The sequence below is a fragment of the Candidatus Izimaplasma bacterium HR1 genome (assembly GCA_000755705.1).
Classification (GTDB): Bacteria; Bacillota_I; Bacilli_A; order Izemoplasmatales; family Izemoplasmataceae; genus Xianfuyuplasma.
Map to the genome: position 1 here is coordinate 1,103,808 of CP009415.1, position 25,738 is coordinate 1,129,545.

The 25,738-nt window shown below is 30.9% G+C and carries 21 protein-coding genes and 2 tRNA genes; 21 read left to right on the forward strand and 2 right to left on the reverse strand.

All coding sequences use genetic code 11. From position 1 onward, the window contains the following. Position 1 precedes the first annotated feature (1 nt). The 6 genes from KQ51_RS05355 to KQ51_RS05380 all read left to right on the forward strand — a co-directional run bounded on the left by KQ51_RS05355 (position 2) and on the right by KQ51_RS05380 (position 10,469). A complete protein-coding gene (locus tag KQ51_RS05355) occupies positions 2 to 1,777 on the forward strand; it encodes an ABC transporter ATP-binding protein (RefSeq protein ID WP_038469838.1) in 1,776 nt (591 codons plus the stop codon). Continuing rightward, positions 1,770 to 3,716 (forward strand): ABC transporter ATP-binding protein, encoded by a 1,947-nt coding sequence (locus tag KQ51_RS05360; protein ID WP_052609235.1) that lies wholly within the window; start codon positions 1,770 to 1,772, stop codon positions 3,714 to 3,716. Before KQ51_RS05355 ends, KQ51_RS05360 begins: the two co-directional genes overlap by 8 nt. A 69-nt stretch (positions 3,717 to 3,785) precedes the next feature. Continuing rightward, positions 3,786 to 4,655: a hypothetical protein gene (locus KQ51_RS05365; protein WP_052609237.1), complete on the forward strand. Its 870-nt coding sequence runs from the start codon at positions 3,786 to 3,788 to the stop codon at positions 4,653 to 4,655. 285 nt (positions 4,656 to 4,940) lie between these two features. Then, on the forward strand, positions 4,941 to 6,800 hold the full coding sequence (locus KQ51_RS05370; protein ID WP_052609239.1) for an ABC-F family ATP-binding cassette domain-containing protein: 1,860 nt from the start codon (positions 4,941 to 4,943) through the stop codon (positions 6,798 to 6,800). A 2-nt stretch (positions 6,801 to 6,802) separates the two neighbouring features. Continuing rightward, on the forward strand, positions 6,803 to 8,641 hold the full coding sequence (locus tag KQ51_RS05375; protein ID WP_052609240.1) for an ABC transporter ATP-binding protein: 1,839 nt from the start codon (positions 6,803 to 6,805) through the stop codon (positions 8,639 to 8,641). 1 nt (position 8,642) lies between these two features. Beyond that, entirely contained in the window at positions 8,643 to 10,469 is a 1,827-nt protein-coding gene (locus KQ51_RS05380; protein ID WP_038469844.1) for an ABC transporter ATP-binding protein, read from the forward strand. A gap of 41 nt (positions 10,470 to 10,510) precedes the next feature. On the opposite strand, the gene KQ51_RS05385 is transcribed toward KQ51_RS05380, so the two are convergent. Then, a complete protein-coding gene (locus tag KQ51_RS05385) occupies positions 10,511 to 11,356 on the reverse strand; it encodes an anti-sigma-I factor RsgI family protein (RefSeq protein WP_038469847.1) in 846 nt (281 codons plus the stop codon). 8 nt (positions 11,357 to 11,364) lie between these two features. Continuing rightward, on the reverse strand, positions 11,365 to 11,886 hold the full coding sequence (locus tag KQ51_RS05390; protein WP_038469849.1) for an RNA polymerase sigma factor: 522 nt from the start codon (positions 11,884 to 11,886) through the stop codon (positions 11,365 to 11,367). A 230-nt stretch (positions 11,887 to 12,116) separates the two neighbouring features. Here KQ51_RS05390 and KQ51_RS05395 point away from each other — a divergent pair, with 230 nt between their 5' ends. The 15 genes from KQ51_RS05395 (at position 12,117) to KQ51_RS05465 (ending at position 25,725) form a co-directional block, all read left to right on the forward strand. After that, a complete protein-coding gene (locus KQ51_RS05395; RefSeq protein WP_038469852.1) occupies positions 12,117 to 12,416 on the forward strand; it encodes a YerC/YecD family TrpR-related protein in 300 nt (99 codons plus the stop codon). 15 nt (positions 12,417 to 12,431) lie between these two features. Continuing rightward, positions 12,432 to 13,253: an MBL fold metallo-hydrolase gene (locus KQ51_RS05400; protein WP_038469854.1), complete on the forward strand. Its 822-nt coding sequence runs from the start codon at positions 12,432 to 12,434 to the stop codon at positions 13,251 to 13,253. Positions 13,254 to 13,310: 57 nt separating this feature from the next. Further along, a tRNA-Leu gene (locus tag KQ51_RS05405) sits at positions 13,311 to 13,397 on the forward strand. Positions 13,398 to 13,494: 97 nt separating this feature from the next. After that, positions 13,495 to 14,457, forward strand: a complete 963-nt coding sequence (locus KQ51_RS05410) for a tyrosine-type recombinase/integrase (RefSeq protein ID WP_038469856.1) — start codon at positions 13,495 to 13,497, stop codon at positions 14,455 to 14,457. After that, positions 14,458 to 15,018 carry a recombinase family protein gene (locus KQ51_RS05415; RefSeq protein ID WP_038469857.1) on the forward strand — a complete coding sequence of 187 codons (561 nt, stop codon included), beginning with the start codon at positions 14,458 to 14,460 and terminating at the stop codon, positions 15,016 to 15,018. Between the two features lie 219 nt (positions 15,019 to 15,237). Next, entirely contained in the window at positions 15,238 to 16,332 is a 1,095-nt protein-coding gene (locus KQ51_RS05420) for a hypothetical protein (protein ID WP_052609242.1), read from the forward strand. Between the two features lie 14 nt (positions 16,333 to 16,346). Then, positions 16,347 to 17,021: a hypothetical protein gene (locus KQ51_RS05425; protein WP_038469874.1), complete on the forward strand. Its 675-nt coding sequence runs from the start codon at positions 16,347 to 16,349 to the stop codon at positions 17,019 to 17,021. A gap of 13 nt (positions 17,022 to 17,034) precedes the next feature. Continuing rightward, complete coding sequence (locus KQ51_RS05430) at positions 17,035 to 18,885, forward strand: AIPR family protein (RefSeq protein WP_038469877.1); 1,851 nt, start codon at positions 17,035 to 17,037, stop codon at positions 18,883 to 18,885. A 293-nt stretch (positions 18,886 to 19,178) separates the two neighbouring features. Further along, positions 19,179 to 19,799, forward strand: coding sequence for a recombinase family protein (locus tag KQ51_RS05435; protein WP_052609244.1), 621 nt, complete (start codon positions 19,179 to 19,181; stop codon positions 19,797 to 19,799). Between the two features lie 690 nt (positions 19,800 to 20,489). Beyond that, positions 20,490 to 21,278, forward strand: a complete 789-nt coding sequence (locus tag KQ51_RS05440; protein ID WP_038469880.1) for a hypothetical protein — start codon at positions 20,490 to 20,492, stop codon at positions 21,276 to 21,278. 306 nt (positions 21,279 to 21,584) lie between these two features. Next, on the forward strand, positions 21,585 to 22,466 hold the full coding sequence (locus KQ51_RS05445; protein WP_038469883.1) for a hypothetical protein: 882 nt from the start codon (positions 21,585 to 21,587) through the stop codon (positions 22,464 to 22,466). A gap of 122 nt (positions 22,467 to 22,588) precedes the next feature. Further along, positions 22,589 to 22,676, forward strand: a tRNA-Leu gene (locus KQ51_RS05450). A gap of 226 nt (positions 22,677 to 22,902) precedes the next feature. Further along, positions 22,903 to 23,799 (forward strand): sensor domain-containing diguanylate cyclase, encoded by an 897-nt coding sequence (locus KQ51_RS05455; protein ID WP_038469886.1) that lies wholly within the window; start codon positions 22,903 to 22,905, stop codon positions 23,797 to 23,799. Between the two features lie 11 nt (positions 23,800 to 23,810). Then, entirely contained in the window at positions 23,811 to 24,995 is a 1,185-nt protein-coding gene (locus KQ51_RS05460) for an acetate/propionate family kinase (RefSeq protein ID WP_038469889.1), read from the forward strand. Positions 24,996 to 25,071: 76 nt separating this feature from the next. After that, the gene (locus tag KQ51_RS05465; RefSeq protein ID WP_038469892.1) at positions 25,072 to 25,725 is read left to right on the forward strand and encodes a B3/B4 domain-containing protein; all 654 of its coding nucleotides are present in this window, start codon (positions 25,072 to 25,074) and stop codon (positions 25,723 to 25,725) included. Positions 25,726 to 25,738: the final 13 nt, after the last annotated feature.

Consider the following 25,738-nt stretch of genomic DNA (forward strand, 5'->3'; position numbering starts at 1 on the left):
CATGAAGAGTTTAGGAAAATTAATTAAATACACCTTAAAGTATAGAGGTGCAGTGCTAATTAGCATTACTGCTATGTTAGTACAAGTTATTGGAGGATTTTTAATACCATCATATATGAAAATTATTTTGGATGATGCATTACCTTTTAATGACCTATCATTATTACAGGAAACAGGTATTATTATGATAGCAGTTGCTTTTATATCACTATTAGCAGGTGTTGTTAATACTTTTACATCCCAAAAAGTTGCAACAAGTGCAACAATGGATTTAAGAAATGATTTATTTGTTAAGATTCAATCTTTAACAACAAAAAATATTGATAAATTCAAGACAAGTAGATTGGTAACTACAGCAACAAGCGATGTGTTAAGAGTGCAACAATTCTTTCAAATGATGTTAAGAATTATTGTAAGAGCACCAATCATGGTTGGTATTGGTTTGTATATGGCAATTGAGACATCAAAAGAACTATCAAACTTACTGATTATTTCAATACCATTGTTATTGATAACAATCGTTATTATAGTTATTATTGCATTCCCAAGATTCTCAAAAGTTCAAAAAACAATAGATGGATTAAACAAAGTATCATTAGAAACAGCTAATTCACCACGAGTTATAAAATCATTTGTTAGAACTAAACATGAGAATAAAAGATTCAATGATGCGAATGAACTGTTCAGGAAAACTAATGTAGCAGCAGAAAAAGTAATGGTGTTTGCTGAACCGATAATTATGTTGATATTCAATGCAACTGTAGCTGGGATTGTTCTACTTGGTTCATACTATGTTGAACAAGGTAGTTTAGTACATTTGGTTTATGGTGAATTGATGCCTTCAATTGGTGTGATGACAGCGTTTTACAGTTATATGATGCAAATATTATTTGGTTTAATGATGTTCGCAATGGTCCTTATATTTGTATCGCGTGCTTTAGCTAGCGCAAACAGAATTCAAGAAGTACTTGAAGAAAAATCTGATTTCATCGATTGTGAAGACTGTTTAGAAGATTTTGAACTAAAAGGAAATATTGAATTCAAAAATGTTTGCTTCTCATATGAAAAAGATGGAAATAACGTATTGAATGATATAAGTTTCAAAGTTAAATCTGGAGAACGTGTTGGAATTATTGGTAGTACAGGTAGTGGAAAAACTACGCTTATAAATTTAATTCCTAGATTATACGATGTTTCATCAGGAGAAATTTTATTTGATGATGTAAATGTTAAGCAATTACAATTAAACAGATTGAGAGAACAAATCAGTGTAGTTACACAGACAGCAACACTATTTAGTGGTAGTATCGGTACAAATTTACTTCAAGGTAAAAATGATGCTGACATTAATGAGTTGAATGAAGCTGTAAAAAGCGCTCAAGCTCTAGAGTTTATTGAAGATTACGATGATTTATATAATCATGAAATACAACAAAAAGGGACAAATCTTAGTGGTGGACAAAAACAAAGAATTAGTTTAGCTAGAGCCTTTCTAAGGAAACCCAAAGTTATGATTCTAGATGATTCAACAAGCGCAGTTGATGCTCAAAGTGAAGAATTGATATTAACTGAAATTGGTAAACTTACAAAATCGATGACAACTTTGATTATTTCACAAAAAATTTCAACTATTAAAAATCTAGATAAAATAATAGTACTTAATAATAAAGGAAAGATAGATGGATTTGATACTCATGAGAACTTGCTTAAGAAGTCTGAGGTATATCAAGAAATTGCACTTTCTCAACTTGGAGTAGGAGGTGGTCTGAATGCCTAAAAAAATGAAACAAGCACACGTGATTCCACCTAAGAAAGAAGATCCATATAAAAATATTAATCATCAAGAAACAGTTTTAAATAAACACGATGTTAAAATTAGAAATGAGGCAAACAAAGACTACTCAAAACAATTAAATAAAGTAATTGGTGGTCATGGGCATAGAGTTTATCTTGGAAGCAACGCTCAAGATAGAAAAGGTACAATACTTCGTTTGTGGAGATACTTAGGTAATTATAAGCCTGCATTAGTAGGTATTGCAGTAGCAATATTTATCCAAGCAGTTCTAGGAGTTATCCTACCAGTACTATTTGCAAAAGCTTTATCTGAGTACTTAATTGCATTTAATTATACTGCCGCAAAAACATACGGACTTATCATTTTAGCTTTAGCATTATTTATTTCAATTGTTCGTTTTACCGGGCGTTACGTAATGACGGTAATCGCTCAGAAAACTGTAGCAAAAATAAGAAAAGATGCCTTTGATAACTTACAAGTATTACCTGTTAGCTATTATGATCAAAATCAATCTGGAGATATTGTTTCAAGGATTACTAATGACGTAGATTTAATTAGTAATATGTTAGCTCAAGTTATAATGGAGTTAATATCATCAGCTATAACATTAATAGGTTCATTGATTGCGATGTTTGTTGTTAACTGGTTGCTAGCTCTTGTTGTATTACTATTTGTACCGGTAATGGTATTATTTACTGGTAAAATAGGAAAATACACTAGAAAAGGATTTACAGCGCAACAAAAGCATTTAGGAAACCTAAATGGAATTGTTGAAGAAAGCATTTCTGGAATCAAAAATATTAAATTATACAATTCTCAGAATGAAGTTGTTGATGAGTTTAAAGAAAAAAATGAGCAATTACGAGAAGCAAGTTATAGCGCACAATCAAAAGCAGGATTAATTATGCCAGTAATTAACTTTATGAATAACTTAATCTATGTTGTAATTACTGTTCTTGGTGGTTACTTGGCTATTAGAAGTGGTAATGAAAACATGGTCTTCTCAATCATTGCTATTACACAATATGCTAGAATGTTTGTCCAACCAATATCTAACTTAGCTCAATTATTTAACACATTACAACAAGGTCTTGCAGGAGCTGAAAGAGTATTTACTTTAGTTGATATACCAAGTGAATATGTTTACGATGGAGAAGAATCTGTTGAAGATTTAAAAGGACATGTTGAATTTAGTAATGTAACTTTTGGATATGAACTTGATAAAGTTGTCTTAAAAGATATTACTTTTAACGCTGAAGAAGGAAAAACAGTTGCGATTGTTGGACCTACTGGAAGTGGGAAAACAACAATTATTAATTTAATCAACCGTTTCTACGAAGTAGATTCAGGAAGTATCAAAATTGATAATGTTGATATAAGAGAATATAAAAAAGATGATTTAAGAAGAAATATCGGAGTTGTTCTTCAAGATACAAAACTATTTATAGGTACAGTTTATGATAATATTGCATATGGGAACTTAGATGCAACAAAAGAAGAAGTTGAACACGCAGCCGTTCTCGCAAACGCACATGACTTCATCATTCGTTTACCTCATGGTTATGAAAGTGAAGTATATGAAGGTGGAGAAAACTTCTCACAAGGAGAAAGACAGTTAATCTCAATCGCAAGAACAATCTTAAGTGATCCGGATGTTCTAATCCTTGATGAAGCAACTTCTAATGTCGATACCCGTACAGAATTTAAAATTCAAGAAAGCATGAATACACTAATGAAAGGTCGCACAAGTTTCGTAATTGCTCATCGTTTACAAACAATCAGAAATGCAAATAACATTTTGGTAATTAAAGACGGCGAGTTAATTGAAAATGGTGATCATAACAAATTGCTTCATGAAAAAGGATTCTACTATGACCTATACACAACACAGTTTAAGGATTTAGTATTAGAAGAGGAATAATTCCTCTTCTTTTTTTTTATCTTTATTTAATTCAAATATTACGATATAATAATTGTTGGAGATGATAGTATGAAAAGAAGATTAGGGGACCGTTCGGACGGTTGGCGTTTGAGGAAAGTCGATCCGTTTTTTAAAATAATTCCTCACATTATGAAAGAAAGAAACGATGCACAAGTTTTCTTTTCTGAGAATATCGATTTAGAAGAGACTTTGAAGTTCATTCGTGAAATAAGAAGAGAAGGCTATAAAGTTGGATTCTTACAAGTAGCTATTGCTACTATGGTAAGAGTTATTTCTCAAAAACCAAAAATTAATCGTTTTATTTGTGGTAAAAAAGCATATGCAAGAAATGAAATTGTAGTTGCTCTTGCCGTAAAAAAAGAAATGAGCGAAGAGGCAGAAGAAACAACAATAACAATAAAATTTGATCCTGATGATACTATTTACGAAGTAATCGATAAAATGAATAAAGCTATTGATGCGAGTAAAATAGTAGAAGAGAAAAATGATACAGATAAGTTTGTAAAAGTAATGAGCAAAGTACCTGGATTTATCTATGGGGGAGTTGTTGGATTTTTGAAGTTCTTAGATCGTCGTGGACTTTTACCTAAGTTCATTCGTAGTTTAAGTCCATTTCACACAAGTTTCTTTGTAACTGATTTAGGTTCACTAGGAATTAAACCTGTTTATCATCATTTATATAACTTCGGTACAACTTCAATATTTATTGCATTTGGTACAAGAAGAAAGCAACACGAGTTAAATGGAGATAATACAATTGATAAAAGAAAGTCACAAGATTTAAAAGTGGTTGTCGATGAAAGAATTGTTGATGGATATTATTTCTCACAAGCAATTAAAATGGCAACAAAGATTATGGAAAGTCCTAGTGTTTTAAGGGAAAAACCTACACAAATAATCATTGATGATGAAATTTAACAAAAGTCTATAATAGCCTTTACATTAAAAAGTTTCTATGCTAAACTATTAGAGGTTAAGGCCAAATAAAAACAGAAAGAGGTGATGGTAATGTTAATAAAACAAACTACAAACAGAACATATAACGTATTAAATCACGCGTTTTTTGTTATGCCCGAACCATCACTGAAGACTTGACACTAATTTTATATAAATTAGAAATTTAGATATTTTTCAATAAACTAAATATGTCTTTCATCATGTGATGAAAGACATTTTTTTATATATATAGAGTAGGTGACTAAAATGAATATATTAAGTATTTCAAAATTACAAAAGGAATTCAGTGGAGAAGTTTTATTCAGAAACATTTCTTTTGATATAAATAGTAAAGATAAAATTGCCATTATTGGTAAAAACGGAACAGGTAAATCAACATTACTAAAAATGATTACTGGTGAAGAAAGTATTGATAGTGGTGAAATCCATAAAAACCAAAGAGCACGAGTTGGATACTTATCGCAAAGTGTTATCAAGAACTCAGCTAATACACTTTATGAAGAGATGCTGGAAGTCTTTAAAGACGTAATCAAGTTAGAGGAAAGATTAAACAGTATAACTGCACAGTTAGAAAGTAATCCTCATGATGAGGACTTAATAAATACATATGCGAAAATGGAACACAGTTATAATGTCTTAGGAGGATATGATTATCCTTATCAAATTAATATGATTTTAAGTAGATTTGGTTTTACTAAAGATGAATATATTAGAAAGATAAACACCTTTAGTGGTGGAGAGAAAACTAGAGTAGCTTTTTCTAAACTACTATTACTAAAACCAGAATTACTTATTCTAGATGAACCAACAAATCATTTAGATATTGAGATAATTGATTGGCTAGAAGACTATTTAAACAAGTATGAAGGCGCTTTGCTAATCGTTACTCATGATAAGTATTTCATCTCTAAAGTCTGTAAGAAGATAATTGAAATAGAAAATCACACAATTGAGACGTATTACGGAACATTTGATGAATATGAAGATGAAAGAATCAGAAGATATGAAATACTGATCAGGAGCTATTCCAGACAACAAAAAGAAATAGCACATTTACAAAGTTTCATTGATCGTTTTCGATATAACTCTAAAAAAGCCAGTCTTGCTAAAGACAGACAAAAAAAGATAGATCGAATTGATAAAATAGATAAACCACATTTATCAAAACGAAAAGTTAAAATGAATCTAGAGCAAAAAAGAGCTACAGTTGAAGTTATCTTAAAAGCTAAAAACCTTTCAATAGGTTATGATAAACCCCTAATTGAAAATATTGATTTCAGTATGCGTGGGTTTGATAAACTAGCGATTGTTGGACCTAATGGAACTGGAAAGACAACGTTATTAAAAGCAATTGAAAAAAAATTATTACCTCTAAAAGGAAGAGTAGAGTTCCTTAGAGAATATAAAATTGGGTATTTTGATCAAAATCAAGAAACATTACATTATAGTAAATCAATCTATGAAGAAATTCATGATAACTATCCAATGTTTACCAATAAAGATGTTAGATCTGTTGCAGCCAGATTCTTATTCTTTGCGGAAGATTTAGATAAACCAATTAGTATTTTAAGTGGTGGTGAAAAAGTTCGTTTAGTATTGTTATTACTTATGCTAGAAGAACCAGAATTGTTAATTCTAGATGAACCAACAAACCACTTAGATATTGAAACGAAAGACATTATTGAAGATGTCCTTAATGAATTTACAGGACCAATCATCTTTGTCTCACATGATCGTTATTTTATTAATAAAATTGCGAACAAACTAGTTCATCTTTCTACAGATGAAGCTATAGAATTTGAAGGAACGTACGATGAATTTAAGGATCAAGAAATTAAGCAAAAGAAAATTAAAACTAAAACTAAGAAAAACAAAACTAAAAAGATAAATTATCCAAAAGAATTATCATTATTAGAAAAGAGTATTGAAAAATTATCTCTTAAGATAGATGGTTTAAAGGAAGATACCTTTAAAGAAGAAAACTATACTAATGGTAAAAAAATGAATGATTTAAACAAACAGATCGACTTACTTGAACAAGATTTACATAGGATCGAACATGATTATATAGACTTGTTAGAAGAGAGCGAAAGAGAAGAGGTGTAAACATGGAACATGTTAAAAAAGTTAAACGTGTTAAAAGCGTTAAACGAATAAATCAATTTCTTAAATGGATCAAAGGATACAAATTAATTTTCTTAATCTCAACTATTCTTCTTATTGCCCTGCAATATTTTAGAACACTCTCACCATTGTTCATCGCACATATTATTGATGCTGAACTTGATGGTTTAAAATCACCTTTACCAACATTTATGACAAGCCTTTTTACGGGAGACACAGTAAAAGAACGCCTTGCTATAATTGCCTTAGTATATGTATCATTTACATTATTTAGAGTAGTTATTATGTTTGGTAGAAGAATGATAAATGCATTCTTCACTGAAAGTGTTGCATACCATATGCGAAACACTTTATATAAAAAATTACAAGATTTAAGTTTCTCATATCATACACACGCTGAAACAGGAGATTTAATTCAAAGATGTACAACAGATGTTGAAACATATCGTGTCTTTGTAGGAGAACAATTAATCGAAATATTTAGATTAGTATTCCTAATCGCATTAACAATCTACCAAATGGCGAAACTTAATGGAGTTATGACAATATATAGTGTACTAATTACACCTGTTATATTCCTTACCGCTTTCATCTATTTTAAATGGGTAAAAAAAATATTCAAAAGAGTAGAAGAAGCTGAAGCCAAAATGACTACAACACTTCAAGAAAGTGTTACAGGTATTAGAGTTGTAAAAGCATTTGCCAAAGAAAAATATGAAATTGAAAAATTTGATGCTGATTCAAAAGATTATATGAAAGAAGACTTCCACTTATTGAAGCTTATGGCTATTTATTGGGGTGGAACTGATGTTATTACATTCTTCCAATATGCAATTACAATTGCAGCAGGTATCGTCTTAGCTTCAACGCAAGACTTAACTACTGGGGAATACATTGCCTTCTTATCTTATATCGGGATGATAGTTTGGCCATTACGTCAATTAGGACGAATCGTTCAAGACTTTGGTAAAACAACAGTAGCACTAGACCGTTTAGATGAAATTATGTTAAAAGAATCTGAACACGATGGTGATAGTGAAAACCACCCACCAATAAAAGGTGGAGTTGAATTTAGAAATGTTGGATTCCAATTTGAAGATGATAACAAACCATTATTAAAAGGTATCTCATTCAAGGTAGAACCTGGTGAAAGTCTGGCAATAGTTGGTAAAACAGGAAGTGGAAAATCAACATTAATTAACTTAATGATTCGTTTATTAGATAATCAAGAAGGAAGTATCCTATTTGATGGTGTAGATATAAAAGATATCAATAAAAAACATTTACGTGAAAACGTTGGTATCATTATGCAAGAGCCATTCTTATATAGTAGAACGCTTTACGATAACATAGGAATTATGGATCAAAATGCTTCAGAAGAGAAAGTCTATAAAGCTGCAACAATCGCTGCTTTACATGAAGATATTCTTGGCTTTGAAGGTGGATATAAAACAATAGTAGGTGAACGTGGGGTAACACTATCAGGTGGACAAAAACAACGCGTCGCTATTGCTAGAATGTTATTAGATTCAAAACCAGTATTAATCTTTGATGATAGTTTAAGTGCAGTAGATACTGAAACTGATATTCAAATCAGAAGAGCATTAAGTGATTACTGGAAAGATACAACAGTCTTTATCATAACTCATCGTATTACAACGGCGATGGAAGCAGACAAAATTATTGTCTTAGATAAAGGTGATATCGTTGAAATGGGAACTCATAAAGAATTACTAAACCAAGATGGTCTTTATAGTGAATTATGGGATATCCAAACAAATGTCGAATACGACTATAAGCAAACAGTGAAAGGAGTGAAATAATATGAACTACTTCGAAGAAGAAGAGTACACTGACTCCAAGTTTGATCTTGCCGTATGGAAAAAAATCTTTAAAATGATGGCACCATTTAAACATCATTTGATAATCGGTTTAATTGCCGCAGCATTACTTGCTTTAACAGATACAATTTATCCACAGATAAATCGATACGCAATTGTCTTAGCAGAAAATGGTGATATATCAAAACTACCACTATTTATCGGTATTTATGCAGTTGTTGTAATCTTTATCGGTGCAATGGTTTATACATTCATTATGCAAGCGGGAGCTGTGCAAAGAAAATTGGCATATTCTCTACGAAAAAAAGCATTTGAGAAACTACAAAAATTACCTTTCTCATATTATGATAAAACTCCAGTTGGTTGGATAATGGCACGTATGACAAGTGATTCAAGAAATTTAAGTGATATTCTAAGTTGGAGTCTAATTGATATGACTTGGGGTTCACTAATGATGATCTTTATTACAATTGCTATGTTTATTACAGATTGGCAATTAGCTTTAATCGCTATCGGAGTTATTCCAATTCTAGTATATTTAAGTTACTTTTTCCGTAAGAGAATGTTATTTTCTTACCGTAAAATAAGAAAGCAAAACTCAAAAATTACTGGAGCATTCAATGAAGGTATTACAGGTGCAAAAACGACAAAGACATTAGTTCTAGAAGAAACAAATTTTGCTGATTTTGATAGAAAAACTATGTCGATGAAGAAACATTCAATTAAAGCAGCAATGTTTGCTGGATTATATTTTCCTACAATTTTATTCATTGCGTCAATTGCTACAGCACTAGTTTTATACTATGGTGGTAACAAAGTATTATTGACAGTAATCGATGTATCAATACTATATGTATTCGTAGCATACATTGGACAATTCTTTGATCCAATCATGCAATTAGCTAGTGTTCTTGCTCGTTTCCAACAAGCACAAGCATCAGCTGAAAGAATCATGGCATTAATCGAAAGTGAACCTGAGATATGGGATACTGACGAAGTTATTGAAAAATACGGAGATGCAATAAATTTCAAAAAAGAGAACTGGGAAACATTACACGGTGATATAGAATTTAAAGGTGTAACTTTTAAATACAATAAAGGTGAACAAGTACTAAGTGACTTCAACCTTAAAGTAAAACAAGGAGAAAGTATTGCTCTTGTCGGGCACACAGGTGCTGGTAAAAGTACAATTGTAAACTTAATCTGTCGTTTCTACGAACCAACTGAAGGACAAATCTTGATCGATGGTAAAGACTATAAAGAAAGATCATTAGGTTGGCTACATGATAATTTAGGATATGTATTACAATCACCACATCTATTTAGTGGAACAATCTTAGATAATATTAAGTATGCTAATCAAGATGTAACTTTCGAAGAAGTTATTGAAGCAGCTAAACTAGTTGAAGCACATGACTTCATTATGGAATTTGAAGAAGGTTATGATACCAAAGTTGGAGAAGGTGGAGCTCGTTTAAGTGTAGGGCAAAAGCAACTTGTTAGTTTTGCTAGAGCTTTAATCGCAAATCCACGCATCTTAATCTTAGATGAAGCAACATCAAGTGTTGATACTAAAACAGAAAAATGTGTTCAAAGAGCTATCGAGGTAGTCCTTAAGAACAGAACAAGTTTTGTAGTAGCACATCGTTTATCTACAATCACTACAAGTGATCGAATCTTAGTCCTTGAACATGGTAAAATTACTGAGTCAGGAACACATAAAGAATTAATTAAAAAAGAAGGAAGATACTATCAGTTATATACTAATCAGTTTCTTTCTGAAAAAATTGAAGAATCAAAAACAATGTAAAAAGAAAGAGCCACTTTATCTAAAGTGGCTCTTTTTATTTTTTAAAATCCGATGTTTAAATCTCCACCACTATACGATTCATTTTGATTGTTGTTTCGTGATGGTGGCATTTGGTTCTTTTGAGGTAAATTATCAGGATTTTCCAATGCAATATATAAATCATAAAGATTTCTAATACTCATTCTTGATAATGTAGCTAAAGTGTAATCTGGTTCTAAACTATTTATACGATAAGCAAGTGCGATTTTAGCAAATGAGTATTTTGATAGTAAGTCGTTATTCTTTACAAATCTTAACTGCTCATCAGTTAATTGGAAATCATCACTATTAAATACCCAATGTGAATTGTTATATTTACTTAATTCCATTTGTAATTGAGTGGCAAATTTATTTTGTAGTCTTGCTTTAATGGCCTCATTATCACTGTTGACAGAAACCAAGATTATATTATTCTCATCTGTTGTATCAACAACATAACCAAGTTCATTTAGTCTTTCAACAATGATTACAAGTGCATCATCTATTGATAAACCACGATACTTAATATCTTTTTCGATAACTTCTTCACCATCATCATTGAGAGCAACTACTTTTATGACGTAATCATTCTTGTTTAAATATATTTCTATCGATGGGTTTAATTCTAATGTGACTGTACTAGCAACAATATAATTAGATCTTCCAATAACGGCAAATAGAAGTATAACAACTACAAACAAACTTGATAACGAAACTATTAATCGTTTATTTAATATGTTCCTCAAGCTAAATCCTTTTTCTTTTAAAGGTACACGAAATTCAGGACTTGCTTTGATTTTAGTTAAAACATCAGGTACTTCTGTATTGAAAGTATCTTTTAGTTTCTTTTCTATTCTTTTATCATCCATCATTTCACCTACTCTCTAAATTTTTCTTTTGCTTTTTTTATTGCTTTGTTATAAATCCAGGTAATTGTACCAATTGGTTTCTTTAACAAATCTGCAATTTCCCTATGTTTTAAGTCACCAAGAACATGCATTATTATAACTTCGCGTTCTGTTTCGTCTAAATATTCTAATACATCTCTAACTATCAATTCTTTTTCTGAGGTGCTTTCTTCTTGTCCAAATATATATTCATCAACCGAAGGATCAAAACTCAGTTCCCGTTTTCTCCTGTTGTATTCATTTATTGACAAGTTCCTAGCAATTGTTACAATCCACGATTTAAAACCAAACCTGGGTTTAAATGAATGAATCTTTTCTAAACTCTTTAAATAGGTGTCTTGCATAATATCTTCGGCTAAAGATTTGTCCTTAACAATGCCAAGAATTGTGTAATAAACAACACTTTTTGTTTCATGATAAATAAAATCAAAAACAGCCAAATCACCATTTTGCAACTGGGATACCAGTTTATTTAATTCTTTACTATTCATACAAACCACCTCGTAATATATTATATGTTTAAAAAGTCCGCAAGTAAAGCAGAAAGGGGTAGAAGGAGGAGAATCCTCCTTCTGTACACGAGGGATTGTGTATTTTGAAAAAGTTACTACACTAATATAACAAAGGAGTAGTAATTTTTATTGGTAGTTATTTAAAATTATTTTATTTTTTGTCTATAAAACTATGATATAATTAAAATATGGTATATTGAGGTGATATTATGAACTATAGATATAAAATTCAAAATGAAGAAATCGATAAATTATTTAATGCAATTCTAAAATTAGAAAGCATTGAAGAGTGCTATCGTTTTTTTGATGACTTATGTACTGTCAATGAACTAGAAGCATTTGGGCAAAGGCTAGAAGTTGCTAAAATGTTGCAAAGTAAAATGACTTACCAAGAAATTGAAAAAATTACAGGAATCAGTGCCGCTACTATCAGCAAAATATCTAAATCATTTTCGTTTGGCCCTGGTGGATATGAAATGATTATTAAGAGACTTAAAAACGAGGAATAGTATAGGGGAGATTAGATGAAGGTAGTTACATTATTAGATAATAAGAATGATAACAATACTTTGAGTTCAGCTCATGGGTTAAGTTTGTATATAGAAACTGGAAATAAGAAAATACTTTTTGATTTAGGTCCTAACAATTACTATCAAAAGAATGCGAAAAAACTAGGTGTAGATCTAAGTGAAGTTGATTATTTAGTTATTTCTCATGGCCATTACGATCACGGAACAGGAATCAAAAAGTTCTTAAAAATGAACAAGAAAGCTCAAGTTTTTATTTCTAAAAGAGCGTTTGAAGATCATGTGAAAAGTGAAGGAAGACAATACGAGGATATTGGACTGGGGAAAGCTCCAAAAAACGATCGTATCAATTACATTTACCGTGAGACATTTTCAATTACTCCTAACATCAGAATTTGTGATTTGGTAGATTATCAAAAACCACCTATTGGTGATAGAAATCTTATGATATATGAGGATGGGCAATATATTGAAGACCATTTTCATCATGAAATATACTTGATAGTTACTGAAGGTGAGAATAACATTCTCTTTAGTGGGTGTTCTCATAAAGGGATTGGCAATATTGTTGAATCAGTTGAGAATAATAGCAAGAAATTTGTATCTCATATAATTGGCGGATTGCATTTTTCACATTATGACTCATTCAATCTTCAACAAACGGATTATCTTCAAAAAATTGGCGATAAATTTGCTAACGAAAAAGATATAAATGTATATGCTTGCCATTGCACCGGAGATGATGCATTCTTCGAATTAAAACAAGCAATGCGTTCGAAACTGAGACGACTTAAAACAGGTTCAACTATAGAAATATAAAAAAGAGAAAATTTTTCTCTTTTTTTATGAAATATGTAGTATAATTATATTGCTGTTGCCAGTATGGTGGAATTGGTAGACACGCAAGATTCAAAATCTTGTGGCGGTAACGTCGTGCCGGTTCGACTCCGGCTACTGGTACCAATAAGGCTATTTAACGGCAATTGCACTCGATTTGCACCGCTAGATTTAGCGCAAATAGGCCGTAAGATTAACTTCCTAAAAATAGGAGGTTTTTTTTATGCAACGAAGCAAAGTATTTACAATGAACAGTAGTAAGCACCATAATATCGGTGAAGCATTTGAGAGTTTTATGTCAAGGTGTGAATATAAAACGCTTAGTCCTTGGACAATAACAAGTTATAAGCAGTACTGGAAGATATTCGTAAGGTACTTAGGAAATGACGTAATCGATACTTTAAGTATTACAGTTGATACAGTAGAAGGATACCTTGTATATCTTAAGGATAACTACAAGGGTAATGACGTGACAAGAGCAACTAATATCCGAAGTTTAAGAGTTGTATTGTATTACTATATGGAGAAGGGTTGGGTGAATCCGTTTAAAGTTATTATACCTAAAAGCGGAAAACCAATTAAGGAAGTATACTCTGAAGTTGAGTTGAAGAAACTATTAAAGAAACCGGATACAAAATCATGTACATTCGCAGAGCTTCGGAATTGGTCTATATGTACGTTCTTTCTAGGAACTGGTTGTAGAGCAAGAACCTTAACAAAAATGCGTATAGGTGATTTAAACTTGCAATCGGGTTGGGTGTTATACCGACATACTAAGAACGGTAAACAGCAGAATATACCATTATCAAAAGCATTGATTAAAACACTGAAATTGTATATATCGTTTAGACATGGCAATGCTGAGGATTTACTATTTCCAACTATATATGGAACCGAGCTAGCAGTGGATTCTCTCGGAAAAGAAATTAAGAAGTACAACTTTTCAAGAGGTGTATACTCAAGAGGTCTTCATAAGTTTAGACACACTTTTGCAACGCTTTGGATTACTAGTGGAGGAGACCCTTTTACATTACAAAGATTACTAGGGCATAGTGATTTATCAATGGTTAATAGATACCTCCAAATAGGCTCTGAGGACGTCTCTAAGACATTCGCTAGGTTTAATCCATTAGAGTCTTTAAACAGCAATGTGGAGCGATTTAGCATGACTGGGAGTGTGTTATAAATGGGAACTATTGTAGGCTATGCAAGAGTGTCGACAACGGACCAAAATCTGGAAAGACAATTGATTGCCTTAAAAGACTATGGTTGTAAAATGATATACAAGGATAAGATAAGTGGGAAGAGTTTACAACGTCCAGAACTAGAAACAATGTTACTTGATTGTCACGAAGGAGATACTATTGTTGTCAGTAGTCTCTCACGTCTGGGGCGTTCTACAAAAGACCTCATTGACTTATCAATATTATTCAGAGAACGTAACATAGAACTTGTATCTCTTAAAGAAAGCATAGATACGAATACTCCAAGTGGGCGTATGCTTTTTGGAATGCTAGCAGTATTATATGAGTTCGAACGTGATATGATTACGGTACGCGTAAATGAGGGACTCGCTGCTGCTAAAGCAAGAGGAGTTAAACTGGGGAGACCAAAGAAGAAGGATGTTGGGGTAAAGAGGGCGTTGGAGTTATACAAGGAAGGTGGACTTACTACAAGGGAAATCATTGAAAAGACTGGAATCAGTAAATCAATGTTTTTCAGAAGGCTTAAAACATTTCAAGGGTAGACTAATTAGAAAGCGGTTTATTGCTCTTTTATATATCGATTTTGTCTAAAATTTTAGTTTACAATCATTACTAATTTGTATATAATTATAAATAAGAGAGAGAACACATGTAAGGTGTAAGAAGTACAGCAGCTTGCGAGAGCTGTTTTTATATTGAAAAAAAACAATTGAAGGTTTACCACTCAATTTAAATTTAATAGGAAGAATAGGAGATTTGTTATGAATATCGGACTAATAGATGCTGACTTACTAGATAGTGGAACTAGGCATCCAAATCTTGCACTTATGAAAATATCTGCATGGCATAAAAGTAAAGGTCATAAAACTATTTTACTTGAAGAATATTCGAATTTACATGATTATGATTTAGTATACATATCAAAAGTTTTTAGTTTTACAAGAATACCAATAAAATTTGATGATTATAATAATTTAGTACTTGGTGGGACTGGACTCCCAGAATTTGATAAAGATTTAGAATTAGAGATTGAGCATCACAGACCAGATTATGATTTATATCTTAGTTTTGTTAAGGCAAAGATTGATCAAGGATATAAACGAGCAAAATATAGTGATTATTTAGATTATTCTATAGGATTTACAACAAGAGGATGCTTTAGAAAATGTGAGTTTTGTGTTAATAAAAAATATGATAGAGTACTGTGTCACTCTCCAATTACTGAGTTCATAGATCCAGTAAAGCCATACATCTATCTTTGGGACGATAATTTCCTGGCATATAAAGATTGGGAGGAAATTTTGTATAAACTTAATGAGACTAAAAAGCCTTTTCAATTTCGTCAAGGACTTGATATTAGGCTAATGAATGATAAAAAAGCAAGATTACTTGCTAAATCAAGGTATCATGGTGATTATATATTTGCATTTGATCATATCGAAGATAAGGAAATAATATCAAAAAAACTAACTATATGGAAAAAATATGCCAGAAAAACAACTAAACTTTACGTTCTATGTGCATATGACTCTCAAGATCTCAAGGATATTATTAGTGTATTTGAGAGAATAAAGATATTAATGAAATTTGGGTGCTTACCATATATTATGAGATATGAGGAATACCACAATAGTGAATTTAAAGGAATGTATATTCAATTGGCTAGATGGTGCAATCAACCGAGATTTTTTAAGAAAATGTCTTTTAGACAATTTGCAGATGCTAACCAAAAATATCATAAAAATGAATCTACTTTTTGCTCTACGTTGAATGTATTAAGGAAGTTCGAGAATGAATATCCGAAAATTGCAAAAAAGTACTTCGATATTAGGTATGAGGATTTAATCAAATATTAATAAGGGGGGATATTGTGAGTAGGATCGAAAATAACTTAATAGACAGATCTAGCAAGTATTTTTCAAAGTATAAGAAGAGTAATGGAGACTTAAGTAAAGAGGAATTAAATTTGATTATAACAGTTGAACCAATTCAACTAATAAGAAAAATGGCAAAGGCTTCTAAAAATAATAGTGATTATGGAGAAATTAAAAGTGGGGATATTCCTCAGTTTAGTAAATTAAAACATTGCGGTTTTGACCTAGTACATAGGTTAGCAAAACTAGACTTTTGTTATGGATTTACATATGACGAAATAGGTGAGATTTATTTAGATGATGATCACAAGCAGTTGGCATATAAGAAATATGGTGAAAATCATGCTAAAACTGCTGAAATGTTTGGTTTGATATTTATTGATAGGGGTACAAGACCTCATAAATCTTATTTAACAAACTTAGGTAAATTGATCTCTGAAAACGAATACTCAATTATTGATCTTGTTCTTACTAATACAATCATTACTTCAAGTTTTTTTAGATATATTTTAGTAAAGGCATATTTTGAAGATGTCAGTGTTTCTAAGGAGATAGATTTTCTTGCTTTGGAAACCATAAAGAGAAGATTACCGAATATATTTGGAGTGTTAAAATTTATTGAGGATAATTCAAATGGAATTGAGTTTATAATTGACTCAATTAACAAATAGAAAGAGGTGTATTATGAGTTTTAAAAATCAAATTAATGAAGATATTGAATTTATTCAGAGTGAGTATGTGTTAAATGAGCCGAAACTTGAGAAAAGTGATTTTGCCTTTAACTATTGGGTCCTATCACGATTGTATAATATTGATGAGGAAGTTATAGATTCTTCTATAACAGAATACAGAGATGATGGCGTTGATTGTTATGTGTATTTTGAAGACTTGAAAGAATTATATATTATTCAAAATAAATTTCATGGTAAAGATAATAAGTTAGACTACAGGTATGTGCAAAATGATTTCCTTCATAAACCTATAAGTACTTTGCTTAATGATAAATACACAAGATCTAAAAAACTTCAGACAATTTTTAATAAAAATAAGGATAACTGCGAGTTTAAAATATTTTTGAGGCTATATATTACTAATGATCTAAGAGACCAGTCTACTATGAACATAATTAAAAAATATCAAGGTATTGATGGATTAAATTGTATTGTTGAAGCTCAAATATATTACTTAGAAGATATTCGAAATCTTTATTTTAATGATAGAATTATTGAAAAAAAGAATTTTAATTGTGATTTAATGACAATCAATAAAGGAACTGTTTTGAATATAAATAGTGAAAGTTATAAATTGCCAGGCATGATTGATGCAAAATATATTTTCACTCCAGTAACTCAAATTCATAGAATTGTTGAAGAAGCAAATGAAAAAGGGTACGGTTTATTTGAAGAAAACATTAGAGAATATCTTGGAAATAAAGGAGTAAATGCTAAAATCATTAATACTCTAAATGATGAAAATGATAGGAACAACTTTTTCTATTATAATAATGGAATAACTATTATCTGTAAAAAGATTGCAAATAATGATTCAATCAGAAATTCAAAATATAACAAAATATTTAAAGTTTACAATCCTCAAATTGTAAACGGGTGTCAGACTGTAAACACTATAAATAATGTTTTATCTAAGATTCCAGAAGAGGACCTAGAAGAAAAATTTAAGGATACATATGTTATGGTTAAATTGCTAGTTTTAAATGCCAAACAAGAAGAAGACAAACAACTTTATAAGGATATTGTTAGATATAATAATTCTCAAAATAAAATAGATGAAAAGAATTTCGAAGCAAGCAAAGGATTATATACAAATTTACAAAGAGATTTTGAAAAGCTTGGATTTTTATTACTTACTAAACAATCGGATAAATTCCAGTTTAAACAGAATAAAAACTTTAATGACTTCAGACCTAAAGTCACAGAAGTTGGAAAACTATTTGGGCTTGAGTTTAATAATCTTGAAAGTATAATGATTTCATTGGAAAAATTACTTCAAGTTATTTTAGCTTTTAGTAAGGGTGGGTATGATGCTTTTACTAAAAAGAACAGAGTGCTTAAATTTGAAGATAGTATCAATATGTCGATTATAGAGTATATAGAAGAAGGACAGCTCACAAGAAAAGATCTTTTATATCTGTATTTGTTATATTTAAAATGTGAAAAAGCTAAAAAGGCAAGTGAAGACAAAAGAACTCCAATATCGTACTATGTCGTTGGTTTCTTAGGAAGTGAATTTAGACATGAAAATGAGAACTTTGTTGATTCATTTAGATATGTATTTCAGTCTCAAAAAACCATAGAATCAATCTACAAATATTACAGTAATTTAAGTAGGGTTTATAAAGAGAAAATGATATCTACAAAAGGGTATGAATACAACGAATTAATAAAAGCAAAAATTGACAAAGATATTCAATATAGTGCTCGAAGTAATGTGAACAGTATGATGTCAGCGAATTTTAATCAAGATTACTTTATATATAAGGAATTAATGCAAAAAATTAGAGGATACAAATCATAACCTTTTAAGTTTGGGTACAAAATCAAATATAAACTAAAAAATAATTGTAAATTATTAATTTTCAGATATTGGGTGACAACTGATTGTCCGGACTACAACAAAGAAGAATTTATTCAGAAATAAAAGAAGTTATAAAGACAAATTGTCAATCAATTAGGATAGTAATACAACTCAAAATAGATTCAATATAAACTTCTATTAAATATATAAATGCTCGTTTTCTTTATTTGTATGATAAAGTGTTCATAGAGTATTTTCTCAAGGTATATGAGAATATAAAGGAGAAACATTTTATGGCAAAGAAGAACCGCATAATAGGATACGCAAGGGTTTCAACATTAGAACAAAAATTAGATCGTCAACAAATAGCTCTTAAGGATTATGGTTGCGACATTATATTTGAGGAAAAAGTAAGTGGTAAGAAGAAACAGAACCGCCCTCAATATAAGCAAATGATTAAGATGTTAAAAGAAGGAGACATGGTTGTTACAACGGAAATCGATCGTATGTCTCGTTCTACTCAAGATTTAATCCACATGGTTAATGACTTCAAGAAAAGAGGCGTAGGCTTCGTTTCTATAAATGATACATGGTTAAATACTCAAGGCCCAATGGGAGACTTTATCTTTACCATAATGGCCGGTTTAGCTCAGTATGAACGTGCTATAACTTCGTCAAGAGTTAGAGAGGGAATGGCAGCGGCTCAAGCTAAGGGAGTTAAATTTGGAGCTCCTCGTAAAAATGCTGAAGAGGTAGACGCAGCAATAGAACGATACTTCCGTAGAGAAGCGACTGCTAAACAGTTGATCGCTGAAACTGGAATCTCCCGTACACAATGGTTCTATCATGTCAGAGTAGAAAAAGCTCGACGTGAGGAAGCAGATAAGAAGAAGAAAACAACTAAGAAGAAATAAGTATATATAAGGTGGGCCAATCGGCTTGCCTTTTTTTGTACGACAATCATTTTTATAGTTACTAACAATTATATATATAATTGAGATTATTTCATATAGCCCCATTAACGGTTATTAACGGTAATAACGGTTATACGGTTGGATACTGTTTATTAAGGTGCAAATACTGCACTTTCTAATGGGTAAGCTGTTAAATGGTTCTACTTATACTGAGTAGTATTGTGAAGAGAGGAATGTAAGTTTATTTGTTTGTGGAATTATAGACACTTTGGGTTATAAAATTTTATATCCATATTTTGAAACCACTAGATGTAGAGCATTGTGGGGAGTGGGCCCCCGAGGGGAGGGGGGCATACTTAAATGCAATGTAATGAGTAATTATAGCTATGTTCTACAATCGTATCTAAGGAAAGAAAAGTCAGAAGAATAATAAGATTAAACGAACATGATGAAACCGAGGGTAACGTCTAATTAAAGACCCTTGAGTGTATTTTGAAGTGGTAATACTGTAGTTTATGAAACTAAATCTATAATACTTTCAGATATTTGGGCTCACAGCAGATAGCTTACATAATGTGAGCAATAGGAATGAATTCATACGAGATATAATATGTTTTATAGTTTATAAAATAGGTATGGTAAAATAGAAATATAGTAAAAGTACCTTGATACCAAAATAGGAGGGGTAGAATGAAAATTGATGACTCGAAATATATATGTGACAGTCTTATAGGAAATACGATTAGTATAAGTTTTAATAGCGAGTTATCCTTTGTACAAGATTTTGCACATGCATTTGCGGAAGCTGAGGATATTGTTTTCTCTGAAAGTCCGGACTTGTATCTTAAATTCAAAGATATAGTTTATTGTATTGAACATTTTAGAGTGGATGCATCAGAAAGTGATAGGGGTGGAAGTACATACCTTCAAGAATATAATGAGAGAGTAAGAGAGAAACAATTTGATATTTTGACAGATAAAGCAGTTTCCTCAACGAAAGGTTTTGCTTTAGAAACAGAAAGTATTATGACCAGTTTGACATTTGATAATTTATTAAACAATACTGTGAGGAGCCTTGATAAGCATTATGTGAAGATTCCTCAATACATCAATAATTTGCATACTTATTTTGGAACGAAAGTTGAATATAGAACTATATTCTTTATACAATGTGATATTCTTTTTCCAAGTTTTATACTCAATGAAGTCTATTCAATGAGGGCTGTCAATGTATTAAATGATATCAGATTCATTGATTTTCTTAAGGGGAAAACTGAACTTGATGGAATTATATTGCACTATGATAAAAGCTCAAACTCGGAGGTTGTAAATAGATTCTGTAGAACTACTTTGGAGAACTTAGAAAATTATGTAGTAGACAATCATTTTGTTTATGACTTTACAAAGACGAGGATACATGATTTTGAGAATCCAATGTCTGCGAGTACAGTGATTCATATACCGAAAGATAAGAAGTAGGAATCGATACTTATAGTTAATTAAATCATAATTGGGATATTCTATTTTGCTTTGGTTCTGAGTTAGTCGTTATATCTTATGAATTATAGGTCTGTTTAATTCATTTCAAGACTATAATATGATCCATTTAGATATGTGCAAAAAAGAGAAACTAAAATGTGAGATTTGACTTAATGTTTGTTTTTATTTGTAAAAATTATGATATAATACAAATAAGTTATATTGAAAATTGCTGGTGTCATATGAGTGATAAGAAGAACATAAGGTATCATCGCATAACACACTGAAAAAAAGGAAGGTAAACTAATGAAAAAGTATATAATTGAAGTTTTCTTAGATGTTTGGAACAAAAACAAGAAGAAGTTGCTAGCATATTTGTGGAGTATTGTATCATATTTAGGGACGATATTTGATGACTTGTTAAAATCAATCCCAGAGGTCGCTTTTGAAATATCCTTAGCTTTATCCTTAGTAGTTAGTTTTTTTGTAACTATTAACATTGCTTTTAACTTTTCAAAAAAGATAATTAACCAAAATACTAAACTTGAAGTTAAAATTCAAAATCATGAGACAACAATAGAATTGATAAATAATCAAATTAATGCCATAAATTATAACGAATATAAAATGATAGGGAATAATGAGAAACCAAAGCTTTCATTTGATCTAGTAAGGTATTATGCAAATTTACATCCTCAAGCTATGTTAAGCCAAGAACCAATAATAGTTATAGAAGATAAAATTCCCTTAACCGCTCGAAAAAACTATATAACATTGAACAAAACAAAAGTGAAGTATTCAACCAACCCTATAAATGAAATATCTAAATATCTCCAAGATTATGAGGTTGTGAGAGATGAAAAAAGTGCAGTATTAAAAGAAAAATCAAAGCATTTGAGTATTTTCAAGATTGTTAATGTTGGTAATGTAGCTCTTGATGCATTTTACCCGCTAATTGTTACAAATGACATTGATGTAGTGAGTAGTAATATTGTTCCACAACTAATGAAGGTTAACGAAGAAGTATATTTTTATTTGCTAATAGACATTAAAGATTCACCTACAATAAAATATGATTTCGTTTTAAATTACTTCTATGAAGATGAACAGTATTCACAGTCTTTTTTCTTGGATATAAAAGAAGGAAAATTAGAGCAAAGTGTGAAACTCAAAAGAGATAAAGAGTAATATATTGTTGTCCTATCATTTAAATTGGGGATTGACAAATATAGGCCGATAGATTACACTGTTATCAAGGAATTAATCTTACGGATTTGCCCGTGGATATGCTCGTATAAACGTCTTGATAAGGCGGTAATTGTGGAATTGGTAGACACGCAAGATTCAAAATCTTGTGGAGGTAACGTCGTGTCGGTTCGACCCCGACTACTGGTACCAAGTTTTAAACTAAAAGGAAGCAAAATCCTACAAAAAAGAGAACACTTTATTTTAGTGCTCTCTTTTTAAATACAATATAATTGCCTTGGATAAATATTCTATCTCAGCCTCACCACTTTCTGTATTATAAACATTGACACAATGACAATATAAAGAGGAAATAAATTTCGAGTAATTCTTTTAGATTATGGTATAATTAAAACAGTTGTATTTTGCGAGGTGAATTATGATAACAGATGTATTAAAAGATGTATTAGATGATTTATTTGAAGGTGCGTATGTGGTTGATGATCAAAGACAAATTTTGTATTGGAATGATGGTGCTACAAAAATAACGGGGTATTCCAAAGATGAAGTAGTTAATTCATTTTGTTTTAACAATATTTTACGTCATGTGGATCATACCGGTAAAGAACTCTGTTTAGATGGTTGTCCATTGAAAGCCACTTTGGAAACTGGTGTTAAACAAGAGTCAAGTGTATTCTTGCATCATAAAAATGGACATCGTATTCCAGTCATTGTTAGGACATCTCCTATTTATGATAAGGATAACGTTGTAGTAGGTTCTTTAGAAATCTTTACAGATTCAAGATATAAACAAGACTTATATACTCAGAATAGAAGACTTCAAGATTTATCTACTAAGGATCCATTAACAAGAATATATAATCGAAGATATATTGATTTTCAAATTAAATCCCTAATTAACTCTTATAGCGATTTTGAACAAGCATTTGGTTTATTATATATGGATATAGATAATTTCAAAAAAGTTAATGATACTTATGGACATGTTGTTGGAGATGAAGTTTTAAAACTAGTCTCAAGAACTTTAAATTCAAATATAAGAGGTGAAGATGTATTGGGGAGATATGGTGGAGAAGAATTTATCGTTGTGGTAAAATGCTCAAAACCTGAAGAGTTATCTTTGGTTTCTGAGAAACTTAGAATTCTTATAGAGAAATCTTCGATCATAACCAATAATGAATTAGTTAAAATTACAGTTTCAATTGGTAGCACATTATTTAATGTTGGTGAAAGTTTAGAAAGTCTTGTCAACCGTGCTGATAAGGCAATGTATAACTCCAAGCAAACAGGAAAAAATAAAGTAACAGTATATTAAGGAGAATGAGTATGAAAATTTTAGCGGTTAATGCAGGTAGTTCATCTTTAAAGTTTCAATTACTAAAAATGCCACAAGAAGATGTTTTAGTGAGTGGAGTGATTGATAGAATAGGGATGGATTATTCAGAGATAAAAATAAAACTAAATGGCGATAAAATCGTTGAAAGATTTGTATGTTCTGATCATAGTGTAGCAGTTGAGTTATTATTGAAAAAATTGCTAGATTTAAAAGCAGTTAAATCCCTAAATGAAATTAATGGTGTTGGACACCGAGTTGTTCATGGTGGAGAAAAATTTAGTGATAGTGTAGTTATTACTGAAGATGTAATCAAAGCAATTGAAGATGTAAGTGACTTAGCTCCATTACATAACCCAGCCAACTTAACTGGAATTAGAGCTTTTCAAAAGGCATTGCCAAATATTAAAGGTGTAGCTGTTTTTGATACAGCGTTTCACCAAACAATGAATGAAGAAACTTATCTTTACGGAGTACCTTATGAATGGTATACAAAATATGCTGTAAGAAAATATGGGTTCCATGGGACAAGTCATCGTTATGTAGCTGAACGTGTTGCTAAACTAATGGATAAAGACTTGAAAGATATAAATACAATCGTTTTACACTTAGGAAACGGGGCAAGTATTTGTGCTGTTCAAGGTGGTAGAAGTGTTGATACAACAATGGGGTTCACACCTCTTGCAGGGATCCTTATGGGTACTCGTAGTGGTGATATAGATCCTGCAATAGTTGAGTTTATAGCAGACAAAGAATCAAAAACAATAAAAGAAGTTATAAATGACTTAAATAAGAAATCTGGATATTTAGGTTTAAGTCAAAATTCTAGTGATTCAAGAGATCTATGGAATGCCGCACATAAAGGCGACAAACTTAGTTTATTAGCTGTGAAGAAACAAGTTAAGATGATTTGTGATTATGTTGCTGCTTATGCATTAACAATGGGTAGAGTAGATGCAATATGTTTTACGGCTGGAGTGGGTGAAAATGCAATTTTTACTAGACAATTAGTTGCAAAAAGATTAGCACCTCTCGGAGTTTTGCTAGATGAAGAGAAAAATCAAATTAGAGGTGAGGAAAGATTAATTTCTTCAGAGGACTCTAAAATAAAAGTATATTTATTACCAACAAATGAAGAAGTTATGATTGCTAGAGATACTTTAAGACTAGGAAATTAACTCATACACAATAATAAAAGGAAAGGAACTTCACCTTTCCTTTTTTGTTTGTTATAATCATTTGTGAGGTGACTTTATGAAAATAGTAATTTCAAGCAATTTAAAATCAATTACTCCCAATTTTAATCTAGGGATAATGATAGCTGATGTAAAAGTAAAAGAGGATAATCGAATTAATGATTTGATTATATCAATAGAAAAAGAGATATCGGAATCAATTGATATAAAAGATGTGGTGAATTTACCAATTATCAAAGATGGTCGTGATGCTTATAAGAAGTACGGTAAAGATCCTAGTAGATATCGATTAGCTACTGAGAGTTTGATTAGAAGACTCGCAAAAGGAAATAAACTGTACCGAATCAACAATTTAGTTGACTTAGGGAATATATTATCAATTAGAACTAGAAAGAGTATTGCAGTATTAGACTATGATAAAATTCAAGGTGATGTGTTAATTCGTCTTGGAAAAATCAATGATGATTATTATGGAATAGGAAGAGGTAAAATTAACATAGAAAATGTTCCTTTATATGAGGATGACCTAGGACCTTTTGGTAGTGGCACAAGTGACACCGAAAGAACAATGATTACTTCAAAGACAAAGAGGATACTTTTGTTCATAGTTTCTTTTAGTGGAACTAAGGATTTAAGTGGTGAATTATCGTACGCAAAAGAACTATATGAAACACATGCTGATGCGTCAAAAATAGACACTTTTACTATCTAAAAAACCGTTTTGA